The sequence below is a fragment of the Massilia sp. R2A-15 genome, assembly GCF_030704305.1.
Lineage (GTDB): Bacteria > Pseudomonadota > Gammaproteobacteria > Burkholderiales > Burkholderiaceae_D > JAFCUW01.
Genome location: NZ_CP131935.1, coordinates 741,634 through 754,378, shown reverse-complemented (window position 1 = coordinate 754,378; position 12,745 = coordinate 741,634). Strand labels below are relative to the sequence as shown.

Annotated in this window: 13 protein-coding genes; 5 read left to right on the top strand and 8 right to left on the bottom strand. The window is 65.8% G+C overall.

Going from position 1 to position 12,745, the window contains the following annotated elements; translation table 11 throughout:
• The first annotated feature begins 60 nt into the window (after positions 1 to 60).
• From Q4S45_RS03430 to Q4S45_RS03410, 5 genes are all read left to right on the top strand, one after another.
• The gene (locus Q4S45_RS03430; RefSeq protein ID WP_305509163.1) at positions 61 to 981 is read left to right on the top strand and encodes a MoxR family ATPase; all 921 of its coding nucleotides are present in this window, start codon (positions 61 to 63) and stop codon (positions 979 to 981) included.
• A gap of 8 nt (positions 982 to 989) precedes the next feature.
• Entirely contained in the window at positions 990 to 1,976 is a 987-nt protein-coding gene (locus Q4S45_RS03425; protein WP_305509161.1) for a DUF58 domain-containing protein, read from the top strand.
• On the top strand, positions 1,973 to 3,991 hold the full coding sequence (locus tag Q4S45_RS03420) for a DUF3488 and transglutaminase-like domain-containing protein (protein WP_305509159.1): 2,019 nt from the start codon (positions 1,973 to 1,975) through the stop codon (positions 3,989 to 3,991). Before Q4S45_RS03425 ends, Q4S45_RS03420 begins: the two co-directional genes overlap by 4 nt.
• Positions 3,988 to 5,148: a lytic murein transglycosylase B gene (gene mltB / locus Q4S45_RS03415; RefSeq protein ID WP_305509157.1), complete on the top strand. Its 1,161-nt coding sequence runs from the start codon at positions 3,988 to 3,990 to the stop codon at positions 5,146 to 5,148. Before Q4S45_RS03420 ends, mltB begins: the two co-directional genes overlap by 4 nt.
• A gap of 688 nt (positions 5,149 to 5,836) precedes the next feature.
• Positions 5,837 to 6,166: a hypothetical protein gene (locus Q4S45_RS03410; RefSeq protein WP_099788908.1), complete on the top strand. Its 330-nt coding sequence runs from the start codon at positions 5,837 to 5,839 to the stop codon at positions 6,164 to 6,166.
• A gap of 56 nt (positions 6,167 to 6,222) precedes the next feature.
• Here Q4S45_RS03410 and cysM read toward each other — a convergent pair whose 3' ends face one another.
• The 8 genes from cysM to Q4S45_RS03370 form a co-directional block, all read right to left on the bottom strand.
• A complete protein-coding gene (gene cysM, locus Q4S45_RS03405) occupies positions 6,223 to 7,125 on the bottom strand; it encodes a cysteine synthase CysM (protein WP_305509154.1) in 903 nt (300 codons plus the stop codon).
• Positions 7,126 to 7,309: 184 nt separating this feature from the next.
• Complete coding sequence (locus Q4S45_RS03400) at positions 7,310 to 7,657, bottom strand: helix-hairpin-helix domain-containing protein (RefSeq protein ID WP_305509153.1); 348 nt, start codon at positions 7,655 to 7,657, stop codon at positions 7,310 to 7,312.
• 166 nt (positions 7,658 to 7,823) lie between these two features.
• Positions 7,824 to 8,267 carry a helix-hairpin-helix domain-containing protein gene (locus Q4S45_RS03395; protein WP_305509152.1) on the bottom strand — a complete coding sequence of 148 codons (444 nt, stop codon included), beginning with the start codon at positions 8,265 to 8,267 and terminating at the stop codon, positions 7,824 to 7,826.
• 85 nt (positions 8,268 to 8,352) lie between these two features.
• Positions 8,353 to 9,330 (bottom strand): D-glycero-beta-D-manno-heptose-7-phosphate kinase, encoded by a 978-nt coding sequence (rfaE1, locus tag Q4S45_RS03390; RefSeq protein WP_305509150.1) that lies wholly within the window; start codon positions 9,328 to 9,330, stop codon positions 8,353 to 8,355.
• Between the two features lie 4 nt (positions 9,331 to 9,334).
• Positions 9,335 to 10,702, bottom strand: coding sequence for a UDP-glucose/GDP-mannose dehydrogenase family protein (locus Q4S45_RS03385; protein ID WP_305509149.1), 1,368 nt, complete (start codon positions 10,700 to 10,702; stop codon positions 9,335 to 9,337).
• A 10-nt stretch (positions 10,703 to 10,712) separates the two neighbouring features.
• The gene (gene lapB / locus Q4S45_RS03380) at positions 10,713 to 11,888 is read right to left on the bottom strand and encodes a lipopolysaccharide assembly protein LapB (RefSeq protein WP_305509148.1); all 1,176 of its coding nucleotides are present in this window, start codon (positions 11,886 to 11,888) and stop codon (positions 10,713 to 10,715) included.
• Positions 11,889 to 11,922: 34 nt separating this feature from the next.
• A complete protein-coding gene (locus tag Q4S45_RS03375; RefSeq protein ID WP_305509146.1) occupies positions 11,923 to 12,222 on the bottom strand; it encodes a lipopolysaccharide assembly LapA domain-containing protein in 300 nt (99 codons plus the stop codon).
• Between the two features lie 206 nt (positions 12,223 to 12,428).
• A complete protein-coding gene (locus Q4S45_RS03370) occupies positions 12,429 to 12,734 on the bottom strand; it encodes an integration host factor subunit beta (RefSeq protein ID WP_099793647.1) in 306 nt (101 codons plus the stop codon).
• Positions 12,735 to 12,745: the final 11 nt, after the last annotated feature.

Here is a 12,745-nt window from a genome sequence, read left to right as displayed (position 1 = left end):
AATTAAATCGGTATGGCGCTAATCTACCACGCCGCCACATCATTCAGAAAAGACAAGCACATGTTCAACAAGTTGCACGCGGTAGCCAGTCAGGTCAGCGGGATCATCGTCGGCAAGGACCTGCAGGTTCGCCAGGCGCTGACCTGCCTGCTGGCCGGCGGCCACCTGCTGGTCGAGGACGTGCCGGGCGTGGGCAAGACCACGCTGGCCCACGCGCTGGCCATTTCGCTGGGCATGAAGTTCAACCGCGTGCAGTTCACCAGCGACCTGCTGCCGGCCGACGTCGCCGGCATCTCGGTGTACGAGCGCGAACGGGCCGACTTCGTGTTCCATCCGGGGCCGATCTTCACCCAGGTGCTGCTGGCCGACGAAATCAATCGCGCCACGCCGAAGACCCAGTCGGGCCTGCTCGAGGCGATGGAGGAGCGCCAGGTCACCGCCGACGGCGTCACGCGCCCGCTGCCCGAGCCGTTCTTCGTGATCGCCACGCAGAACCCGGCGCACCAGGTGGGCACCTTCCCGCTGCCCGAATCGCAGCTGGACCGCTTCCTGATGTGCCTGTCGCTGGGCTATCCGGACGCCGCCGCCGAGCGCGCCCTGCTGATGGGCGAGGACCGCCGCAGCATGCTGCGCGCGCTGCCGGCGGCGATGCAGCCGTCCGAACTGATGGATGCGCAGCGCTCGCTGCGCCAGGTGCATGCGTCGGCGTCGCTGATCGACTACGTGCAGGCGCTGGCGCAGGCCTCGCGGCGCGACGGCCTGTTTGCCGAGGGCCTGTCGCCGCGCGCCGCGATCGCGCTGCTGCAGGCGGCGCGCGCCTGGGCCGCGCTGGAAGGACGGGACCACGTGGTGCCGGAAGACGTGCAGGCTGTGCTGGTGCCGGTGTGCGCGCACCGCCTGCGTCCGCTCAAGTCGGCGCACGGCGTGGCGCTGGCCAGCCGCGACCTGGTGCTGGAACTGCAAAAATCGGTGCCGGTGTAAGGCCAGGCATGATCGCCGCATTGCGCCGCAGGGCCAGGCAGTGGATGTTCAAGCCGCGCGGCTTCGAGCGCGGCGAGATGTTCCTGCACAGGCGCCGCGTGTACATCCTGCCCACCAACGCCGGCGTCGGCTTCGCCTTCCTGTTGCTGGTGCTGCTGGTGGGCGCGACCAACTACAACCTCGCGCTCGGATTCGCCCTGACCTTCCTGCTCGCCACCTGCGCGGTGGCCGACATGTATCTCACCTATCGCAACCTCGGGCAGCTGTACGTGCGCGGCGGGCGCGCGCCGAGCGTGTTCGCCGGATCGGAAGCGCGCTTCGAGATGACGCTGGTGAACCGCAGCGCGCTGGACCGCTACGCGATCGGCGTCGATTTCCTGCGCGACGACGGGCCGCGCTACCTGGCCGACGTGGCGGCCGGCGCCAGCACCGTGATCGATCTGACCATTGCGGCCGGGGAGCGCGGCTGGCTGCGCGCGCCGCGCGTGCGGCTGGTGTCGCGCTTTCCGCTCGGGCTGTTTCGCGCCTGGGCCTACTGGCAGCCGGACATGCGCGCGCTGGTCTACCCGTTTCCGGAAGCCGATGCGCCGCCGCTGCCGGTGGCCGGCGTGGCGCGCGCCGACGGCCGCGGCGGCGCCGGCGACGACGACTTCGCCGGCATCCGCAATTACCAGCCGGGCGATTCGATGCGCAGCCTGGCGTGGCGCCAGATCGCGCGGCTCGACCTGGCCGACGGCGGCCAGCTGGTGACCAAGCACTTCGAAGGCGGCGGCGCCGATGAACTGGTGCTCGACTTCAATGCGCTGCCGGTGCAGATGCACCTCGAACTGCGCCTGTCGCGCATGACGCGCTGGGTGCTGCAGGCGGAGCAGCGCGGCCTGCCGTACGGATTTCGCATCGGCGCGCAGGACTACCCAGCGGGCCTGGGCGCGGCGCACCAGGCGGCCTGCCTGCGCGCGCTGGCGCTGCACGGCATCGCGGCGGAGCAGCCATGAAGCGGCCGACGCTGTCGTCGCTGCGCGCGCGCTGGAGCGGCTTCGTGCTGCGCATGCCGCGCGACAAGGCCGACACCCTGACGCTGCTGGCAGGCGCGCTGCTGGTGCTCGCGCCGCACGCACTGCACCTGCCGCTGTGGGTAACGGCGCTGTGCGCGACGACGCTGGCGTGGCGCGCGGCGATCACCGTGCGCGGCACCCGGCTGCCTCCCTCGGCGCTGCTGCTGCCGCTGGCCGTGGCGGCGGCGGGCGGCGTCTGGCTGACCTTTCACACCGTGCTCGGACGCGAAGCCGGCGTCGCGCTGCTGGTGCTGCTGGTCGCCTTCAAGATGCTCGAAATGCGCGCCCGGCGCGACCTGTACGTGGTGATCTTCCTCTGTTTCTTCCTGCTGCTGACGACCTTCTTCTACGCGCAGGGCATCGGCACGGCGCTGATGATGGTCGCCTCGACCGTGGTGCTGTTCACGGCCCAGCTGTCGTTCCAGTTCACCGGCACCGTGCCACCGCTGCGGCGCCGCCTGTGGCTCGCCGCGCGCGTGGTGCTGCTGGCCGCGCCGCTCGGGATCGCGCTGTTCCTGGTGTTCCCGCGCATCCCAGGTCCGCTGTGGGGCATGCCCGAGGATGCCGGCACCGGCCGCACCGGCATGTCCGACAGCATGGCGCCGGGGAACCTGGCGCACCTGGCGCAGTCGGACGAAACCGCGTTCCGCGTGCGCTTCATCGATCCGGCGCCGGCGCAGCCGCAGTTGTACTGGCGCGGCCTGGTGCTGAGCCGCTTCGACGGGCGCACCTGGACCCAGATCCAGCGGTTGCGCCCGGCCAGCGCCGCGGCCCATCCGACCCGCGGGCCGGCGGTGCGCCACGAAGTCACGCTCGAGCCGAGCGGCCAGCGCTGGCTGTACGCGCTCGACCTGCCCGACGCGGCGCCGCAGGTGAGCGGCCGCCCGAGCGCGATATCGCACGAGCAGGAGCTTGCCGCCTTCGGCCCGATCGACCAGCGCGTGCGCTACGAGGCGGTCTCGCATCCGGACTACCGGCTCGAAGCGGGCCCCGCGCTGCCGGGCGCGGCGCGCTGGCTGGCGCTGCCCGAGGGCTTCAATCCGCGCGCGCTGGCGGCGGGCGAAGAGCTGCGCGGCTATGCCGATCCGGCGCAGCGGGTCAAGGCGGTGCTGCACACCTTCCGCACCGAAGGCTTCGCCTACACGCTCGATCCGCCGCCGCTGGGACGCCACAGCGTGGACGAATTCCTGTACGAGACCCGCGCCGGCTTCTGCGAGCACTACGCCAGCGCATTCGTGGTGCTGATGCGCGCGGCCGGCGTGCCAGCGCGCGTGGTGACCGGCTACCAGGGCGGCGAACTCAATCCGGTGGACGGCTTCATGACGGTGCGCCAGTCTGATGCGCACGCGTGGGCCGAAGTGTGGCTGGCGGGGCGCGGCTGGCTGCGCATCGATCCGACTTCCGCGGTGGCGCCCGAACGGGTGCAGCAAGGCGCGGGGCGCGCGCAGACGCGCAACGGCGGCCTGACCGCGCTGGGCCACTTGATCGACTTCGGCGCCGGCGCCAGCCCGCTGTTCGAGCGCGTCCGCTTCGAAATGGCCGCGCTGAACAACGGCTGGAACCAGTGGGTGCTGAACTACACGCCGGAACGCCAGCGCGGCGTGGTCGAATCGATCGCGGCGGCCCTGCTGGACTGGCGCAGCTTCGTCGCGCTGGCTTTGTGCGCGGCGCTGCTCGCGCTGGCGCACGCGCGGCGCGTGCGGCGCCGGGGCGATCCGATCGATGCGCTATACTCGGCGCTGTGCCTGCAGCTGAGCCGGCGCGGCCTGGCGCGCGGCGCCGACGAAGGCCCGAACGACTACCGCGCGCGGATTGCGAACACGCCGCTGGCGCCGGCGCAAAAAGACGCCGCCGTCCAATTCCTGCGCCTTTACAGCGCCTACAAATACGGCGCCCGGCCCTCCCCCGCGAGCCTGGCCGCCACCCTGAAAAGTCTGCTGACAAAATTCCGATGACATTCCCGCTGCGCTTTATCCCCCGCCGTTCCACCCTGTTGTTGCTGGCCCTGGCCTGCGCCGCCGCGCCGCTGGCGGTGGCTGCCAAAGCCAAAGCGAAGACAAAGACCACGATGCATGCGAAGGCCGTGAAGGCGTCGAAGCTGGTCAAGGCGAAGAAGGCCCCGCCCGCGCCGCAAAAAATCGATTACGCCGGCGAGCAGGTCAACTTCCGCGAATGGAAGGCGGTCGCCGACTTCGAGGACGAGATGGTGGCGAAGCACGGCTTCGACCGCGAGGCCTTGAAGAACGTGATGGCGCAGGTGAATTACATCGATTCGGCGGTGCAGCTGGTGAAACCGGCGCCGCCGGGCAAGCCGAAGAACTGGCAGGCTTACCGCGACCGCTTCATCGAGCCGGTGCGGATCGAAGCCGGCGTCGCGTTCTGGAACGAGAACGCCGCGGCGCTGGCGCGGGCTGAAGCGGAATATGGCGTGCCGGCCGAAATCATCCTCGGCATCATCGGCGTCGAAACCGTGTACGGCCGCAATACCGGGCGTTTTCGCGTGATGGACGTGTTGACGACGCTGGCGTTCGCCTACCCGGACACGCCGAACCGCGAAGCGCGCCAGGTGTTCTTCCGCAGCGAGCTGGAGAACACCCTGCTGCTGGCGCGCAAGTCGAACATGGATCCGCTGTCGCTGGTCGGCTCGTTCGCCGGCGCCGTCGGGCTGCCGCAGTTCATGCCGGGCAGCATCCTGGAATACGGCGTTGATTTCGATGGCGACGGCAAGGTCGATTTGCGCAATTCGCCGGTCGATGCGATCGGCAGCGTGGCCAATTTCCTGGTCAAGCATGGCTGGCAGGGTGCGCGCGGCGGGCCGGCGGTGTTCCCCGCCGAAGTGTCGCCGAGCCGGGCGTGGGAAAGTTTCATCGGCCAGGGCCTCGCCGCCAAGTTCACCGCGGAGCAACTTGCCGCGGCGGGTGTGACCAGCACCGCGGCGCTGCCGCCAGGCACCCTGTTCGGCCTGATCGACCTGCAAAACGGCGCCGAGGCCACCGAGTACTGGCTCGCCACCGATAATTTTTTCGCGATCACCCAATACAACCGCAGCTATTTTTATGCCATGTCCGTGGTCGAACTGGGCAGGGCGATCCGGCTGGCGCGCGGCGCTTAACAACGATATCGAAAAAGCACGGAGACCGAAGTGTCGCGTGCTCTTCGATGGAATGGTAAAAAAATACCGCGAAAGCAACAGTTCACTGCTCGGGCACCGATAATTTTTTGGCTACCAGCCATTACAATCGTAGTTATTTTTATGCCATGTTAGTTGTCGATTGTGGGCAACTCGCGGCGGCTAGCGCACGGTGCATGAGCGTTGCCGACTAGGAAACTTTGTAATCAACTGTAACGGGCATGCCCGCGCACAGACCGTTGCGGGCTCGCGCCGCTCCATATACTCCCCTCAGTATCCCGAGAAGGCTCGCCGCTACATAGGGGAATTCATGGAAATTCCAAACATACTCCGCCAATTTCATGGTGCGCGTGTATGCAGACCGGAATTGTGCGGCAATCCAACTACAATTACCCTACACTTAACTTTACCCACAAAACAATTTCAGATTTGTGAATATGTGAGAGAATTGCATTGGGGCTATGTTGCAGGTGAACAACATAGCGATGCCTTCGGCGGTCGAATTTTTATTGCTGTCAGGTATTAACTCGGAAAAGGTTGTACAATTGTGTATATATTTTCCAAATTGTTCTCGGAAGCCAAGCAGCAAGTGAAAATTAAGACGGTTGTAGCACACGGACGCCGAGTGTAGGAACCAGCAAGACAACTCAAAATAGGAATGATCGAAATCATGACAAACCAAGTCGGCATTGATATGAACAGCGATTCGGATTCGGACGATCTGCTGCAATACAACCCTAACCGGTTGCTCGACACGCTCATCGAAAACCTGCGCCTGAAAAACGACGCCGCGCTGTCGCGCGCGCTGGAAGTGGCGCCGCCGGTAATCTCGAAGATCCGTCACCACCGCCTGCCAGTCGGCGCATCGCTGCTGATCCGCATGCACGAAGTAAGCGACCTGTCGATCCGCGACCTGCGTTACCTGATGGGCGACCGTCGTAACAAGTTCCGCATCAGCGACAAGCAGTTCAAGCCAAAAGAAGGCGAGCCACAAGCTTAAGCCGGACCGGATTTACTCGCCGGGTCCCTTCGCGTGAAGGGACCTGGGCGCAGCATTCAGGCGGGGAACACGCCCGTCGACAAGTAGCGATCGCCGCGGTCGCATACGATGAACACGATGGTTGCGTTCTCCACGGTCTGCGATATCCGCAACGCGATTTCACAGGCGCCCGCCGCCGAAATTCCGCAGAAAATTCCCTCTTCCGCAGCAAGCCGACGCGCCATGTGCTCGGCCTGGGCCTGACTCACGCTTTCAACCTGGTCCACCCGCGCCTTGTCGAAAATTTTCGGCATGTAGGCTTCCGGCCATTTGCGGATGCCGGGAATCGAGGACCCCTCTTCCGGCTGCGCGCCGATGATGCGGATCGCCTCGTTCTGCTCCTTCAGGTATTGCGACACGCCCATGATGGTGCCGGTTGTGCCCATCGCGGAAACGAAGTGGGTGATGCGCCCGCCGGTGTCGCGCCAGATTTCCGGGCCCGTGCCTTCGTAGTGGGCGCGCGGATTGTCGAGGTTGGCGAACTGGTCGAGGATGACGCCCTTGCCTTCGCGCTGCATCTGCTCGGCCATGTCGCGGGCGTATTCCATGCCGCCGGTTTTCGGCGTGAGCACGATTTCGGCGCCGTAGGCCGCCATGCTCTGGCGCCGCTCGACCGACAGGTTGTCGGGCATCAACAGAACCATCTTGTAGCCGCGCACCGCGGCGACCATCGCCAGCGCGATGCCGGTGTTGCCGCTGGTGGCCTCGATCAGGGTGTCGCCCGGCTTGATGTCGCCGCGTTCTTCGGCGCGGCGCAGCATCGACATCGCCGCGCGGTCTTTCACCGAGCCGGCCGGATTGTCGCCTTCCATCTTGCCGAGGATGACGTTGTTGCGGGCGGCGGCGTCGGCGCCAGGCAGGCGCACCAGTTGCACCAGCGGCGTGTTGCCGATCGTATCTTGAATGGTCTTGTAAGACATGGGTGCTCTCTTGCAGTTCGTACAGACCCCATTGTATGCCGGGATGCATTTCTGCGTCTGCGAGAACTCAGTCCCCCAACGATTGTCGTACCGGCGAAGGCCGGTACCCATGCTGAATATGCTTGACCGTGTTGCCAGCTCGGCATGGGCACCTGCCTCCGCAGGTACGACGAGACAACTATGCTTACATCTTCGCGGCAGGCTTGGCTTCAGCCTTGGCTTTCGCCGGCGCCTTCGGCACGACCGCCGTCTCCACGCCATCCATGGACTTGCCGCCCACCATCAGCCCGGCGGTCGACAGTTTCTTGGCGTTCTTCGGCCCCACGCCCTGCACGCGTTTCTCGAAATCGGCCCAGTCCTTGAAGGCGCCGCCCTTGGTGCGCTCGTCGACAATCGCCTTCGCTGTCTTCGGTCCGATTCCTTTCACGGCGTCCAATGCGGCGGCATCGGCCTTGTTGACGTCGACCTGCGCGAAGGCGAAACCCATCGTGGCAATCATTGCAGCGACGGCAAGCATCAGTTTCTTGATCATGTCGGTAATCTCCGTTGTAGTTGGAAGAAGGACGGCGGATGCCATCCACGACCATCAACGGGCGCCGGACGGCTGAGTTGACGCTGGCGGTTTGAGGCTTCTCAAGGCGCGAGAGCCGGGTCTGGGGTCCGACCCCGCGGGGTCAGACCCTGGTGTTGCCTGTGGCTTACATCGAGGCTTTGGCGCCGGCGGCGGCAGGCTTGGCCTTCATGTCGGCCGGGGCCTTGGCTGGCGGCATCGGCTTGGCTTCCGGCATCGGCTTCGATTCCGGCATCGGTTTGGCGTCAGGCATGGCCTTGGCCGGCTTGGCCTTGGCGTCCATCTTCATCTCGGCGCCGTCCATCGACTTGCCGCCCACTTGCAGGCCGGCCATCGACAGCTTCTTGCCATTCTTCGGACCCACGCCCTTGACCCGCTTCTCGAAGTCGGCCCAGTCCTTGAACTCGCCGCCCTTGGCGCGTTCGTCGATGATGGCTTTCGACAACTTCGGCCCCACGCCCTTCACGCTGTCGAGCGCGGCCGCGTCGGCCTTGTTGACATCGACTTGCGCAAAGGCAAAACCCATCGTGGCAATCATCGTCGCCACTGCAAGCATCAGTTTCTTGATCATGTCCGTCATCTCCGTTGTTGTTGGGAATGGACGGCGGCGCCGCCCTTCCCGCTTAACGGTTCAGTAAAGACATGGTTGACAAGAATTAGGCGCCGAACAGTTCCTCGCGCGTGACGGTGGCCGTGCCCAGCTTGCCGACGACGATGCCGCCGGCGCGGTTGGCGGTGATCAGCGCGTCGGCAATCGGCATGCCGGCGCCGAGCATCGCCGCCATCGTGGCGATCACGGTGTCGCCCGCGCCCGACACGTCGAACACCTCGCGCGCGGCGGCGTGCATGTGCAGCACCTCGGTGGCGCTGTACAGGCTCATGCCCTCTTCCGAGCGGGTCAGCAGCAAGGCGTCGAGCCCGAGCTGTTCGCGCAGGGCCTGCGCCTTGGAGGTCAGCTGCTCTTCGCTGTTCCAGCTGCCGACGATGCGCTTGAGTTCGGACTTGTTCGGCGTGAGGATGGTGGCGCCGGCGTAGGGCGAGAAGTCGTCGCCCTTCGGATCGACCATCACCACCTTGCCGGCCGCGCGCGCGGCGCGGATCATCTCGGCCACGTTGACCAGGCTGCCCTTGTTGTAGTCGGACAGGATCACCACGTCGTAGTCGGCCAGCACGCCGTTGAACTGGGTGAGCTTGTCGCGCAATACGGTGTCGGTCGGCGCGTCCTCGAAGTCGATGCGCAGCAGCTGCTGCTGGCGGCCGATCACGCGCAGCTTGATGATGGTGGAAATGGCCTCGTCGCGCTGCAGGTAGCTGTGGATGCTCGACTCACCCAGGAGCTGCTCGACCTGCGCGCCCGCCTCGTCGGCGCCGACCACGCCGAGCAGGCCGCAGTGGGCGCCCAGCGAGGCCACGTTGCGCGCGACGTTGGCGGCGCCGCCGAGGCGCTCCTCGCGCTTCTCGATGCGCACCACCGGCACCGGCGCTTCCGGCGAAATGCGGCTGACGTCGCCGAACCAGTAGCGGTCCAGCATGACGTCGCCGACCACCAGGATGCGCACCGCGCCCAGCTGCGGCGCGACGATGTTCGGGTTGCTGTCCGGTGTCAGCAGGCGGCTCGGCACGGGGTCGTTCATCGGCTTACCTCCGGGTCAGCACGGAGCGGCCGATGCCGTGGTACTCGAAGCCGGCTTCGGCCATCACCTCCGGCTCGAACAGGTTGCGGCCGTCGAATACGACCGGCTGCTTCAGGCGCGCCTTGATCTGGTCAAAGTCGGGACTGCGGAATGCCTTCCATTCGGTGACGATGGCCAGCGCGTCGGCCTGGTCCAGCGCATCCATCGGGCTGGCGGCAAAGCGCACGCGCGCCAGCTGCTCCGGCGCCAGGTCGAGCGCCAGCACGCGCTTGGCCTCGATCATCGCAACCGGATCGTACACCGCCGCGCTGGCGCCGCGCGCGAGCAATTCGCCCAGCAGAACGCGGGCGGGCGCCTCGCGCATGTCGTCGGTGTTCGGCTTGAACGCCAGGCCCCAGATCGCGAAGTGGCGGCCGGCCAGGTCCTCGCCGAAGCTGGCGACGATCTTCCTGCCCAGCACCTGCTTCTGGTTGTCGTTGACCGCTTCCACCGCGCGCAGGATCAGCAGGTCCTGGTCGTACTGGCGCGCGGTGCGCTCGAGCGCCTGCACATCTTTCGGGAAGCACGAGCCGCCGTAGCCGGCGCCGGCGTACAGGAAGCTGTGGCCGATGCGCGGGTCGGAACCGATCCCGTGGCGCACCGCCTCGATGTCGACGCCGACGCGATCCGCCAGGTTGGCCAGTTCGTTCATGAAGGAGATGCGGGTCGCCAGCATCGCGTTGGCCGCGTACTTGGTGAATTCGGCCGAGCGCACATCCATCCAGAAGGTGCGTTCGTGGTTGCGGTTGAAGGGCGCGTACAGCTTCTTCATCATCTCGCGCGCGCGCAGGCCGGCGGCGTCGCCGTCATGGCCAAGGACGATGCGGTCAGGGCGCATGAAGTCCTCCACCGCGGCGCCCTCTTTCAGAAATTCGGGATTCGACACCACCGAGAAGGTCGCGTCGGATCCGCGCGCGGCGATTTCCTCGGCCAGCGCGGCGCGTACCCGTTCGCCGGTGCCGACCGGCACGGTGGACTTGTCGACGATGACCTTGAAGCCGGTCATGTGGCGGCCGATCGAGCGCGCCGCGGCCAGCACGTATTGCAGGTCGGCCGAGCCGTCTTCGTCGGGCGGGGTGCCGACCGCGATGAACTGCAGCGCGCCGTGCGCCACGCTGGCGGCGACGTCGGTGGAGAACTGCAGGCGGCCGGCGGCGCGGTTGCGCGCCACGACTTCTTCCAGGCCCGGCTCGTGGATCGGGATCCCGCCGTTGTTGAGGAGGTCGATCTTGTTCTGGTCGACGTCGAGGCAGAACACGTCGTTGCCCAGTTCGGCGAGGCAGGCGCCGGTCACCAGGCCTACGTAGCCGGTGCCGATAATGGTAATTTTCATGGTGTCTTGATCAGTTCATCACGTTGAGTTCTTCGGTGCGGCGCGGCGGGTAGGTCTCCCAGCGGCTGCATCCCGGGCACTGCCAATAGAACTGGCGCGCCTTGAAGCCGCAGTGGCCGCACTGGTAGCGCGCCAGTTTCTGGGTGTAGCCATGCACGAGGTTCTTCACCATCGACAGCTCTTCCCAGATGTTGGCCGGGGCGTCCATCATGCGCGCCTCGAGCAGCTTGTCGAGGCCGAGCAGGGTCGGATTGCGGCGCAGTTCTTCGACCACCAGCTGTTTGGCAGCTTCCACGCCATCGAGTTCAATCACGGCCTTGAACACCACTTCGATCAGGTCGATCGACGAGGCCTCGGCCAGGTAGGCGCGCAGCAGGTTGACGCCTTCCTGCGCCCTGCCCACTTTGCGGTAGCCGTCCATCAGGCGCGCGGCCACCAGCGCCACGTGCGGCACGCTTTGCTGCTCGACGCGGCGCCAGGTCACCAGTGCGCCTTCGGTGTCGCCCTGGGCCAGCTGGGCGTCGCCCGAGAGCATGGTGGCGCGCACGTTCTTGCGGTCGGCCAGCAGCGCCTGGTCGAGCAGCGCCATCGCTTCGGGCACGTGCATGTGCACCAGCGCGTCCTGCGCCAGCTCGCAATAGAACTGGGCGATTTCCTTCTGGCGCGCGCCGGCGCCGGATTCCTGCAGCCCTTGCGCGGCTTCGATCGCGCGGCGCCACTCCTTTTCGCGCTGGAAGATCTCGAGCAGCGCGCGGCGCGCCTGCACGCCGTAGCTCGAGTCGAGCAGCAGGTTGAAGGTCTCTTCCGAGCGGTCCAGCAGGCCGGCCTTCAGGTAGTCCATGCCCAGTTCGTAGCGCGCGTGCTGCTGCTGTTCGAGCGGCAGGTCGGGGCGCGCCAGCAGGTTCTGGTGGACGCGGATGGCGCGCTCGATCTCGCCGCGGCGGCGAAACAGGTTACCGAGCGCGAAGTGCATGTCGGCCGTTTCGGGGTCGTGCTTGACGATGTCGATGAAGGCGTCGATCGCCTTGTCCGGCTGCTCGTTGAGCAGAAAGTTCAGTCCCTTGAAGTAGCTGGTCGGCAGGCTGCGCGACTCGGCCAGCAACTGCTTGATGTCGACCCGCGCGGCGATCCAGCCGAGGGCGAAAAAGAAGGGGATGCCGAGCAGCCACCAGAGTTCAAATTCCATGCGTTTCTTTTTATTCGATGGGTAAAGGACGGATTCAGCCGCGCGGGCCGACGCTGTCCGGTTGCGGCGCGGTCGCCACCTTGGCGTTCTGCAGCGCCTGGATGGTGTCCTCGTGGCGCGTGCGTTCGCGGCGGTGGCGGAATACGGTCGGCGTGACGGCCAGGATGCCGAGGGCGGCGCCGGCGACGAAAAACGCCAGCAGCATCAGCACCAGCGGGCCGCGCAATTCGTAATTGAGGAAAAAGTGCAGGTCGACTTCCTGCGTGTTTTTCAGCGCGAAGCCGAAGAACAGGATAAACAGAACTAATCCAACGATGGAGGAGAGAAATTTCATCTGCCAGGACCTGGTGAGTCGAAGTGCGAAGTGTCGCACATCATGGGGGAATATTCAAAGAACAGCTCAGCGATCGCGTGCAAAAGATGGGGTCAGGTCCGCAGGACCAGCCCCCGATGCTGCATGCGTCCGCGGGACCGTATCCAAAGGCGAAAAAAAACGGCATCCAGGGACGCCGTTCTTTGCATGCTTTGCCGCCAGACGACTTAGTCTTCGATGATCGGCTGCCCGACCGTCGCGTCTACGCGCTCGCGCAACTGCTTGCCTGGCTTGAAGTGAGGCACCCGTTTTTCGGGCACCATCACCTTGTCGCCCGACTTCGGGTTGCGGCCGATGCGCGGTGGCCGACTATTCAGGGCAAAACTGCCGAAACCGCGGATCTCGATGCGCTGGCCAGTCGATAAGGCATTGGTCATCGCATCGAGAATGGTTTTGACAGCGTACTCCGCATCTTTGGCCACCAGCTGAGAATAGCGCTCAGCGAGGCGGTTGATCAATTCGGACTTCGTCATCTGGCTGGTTC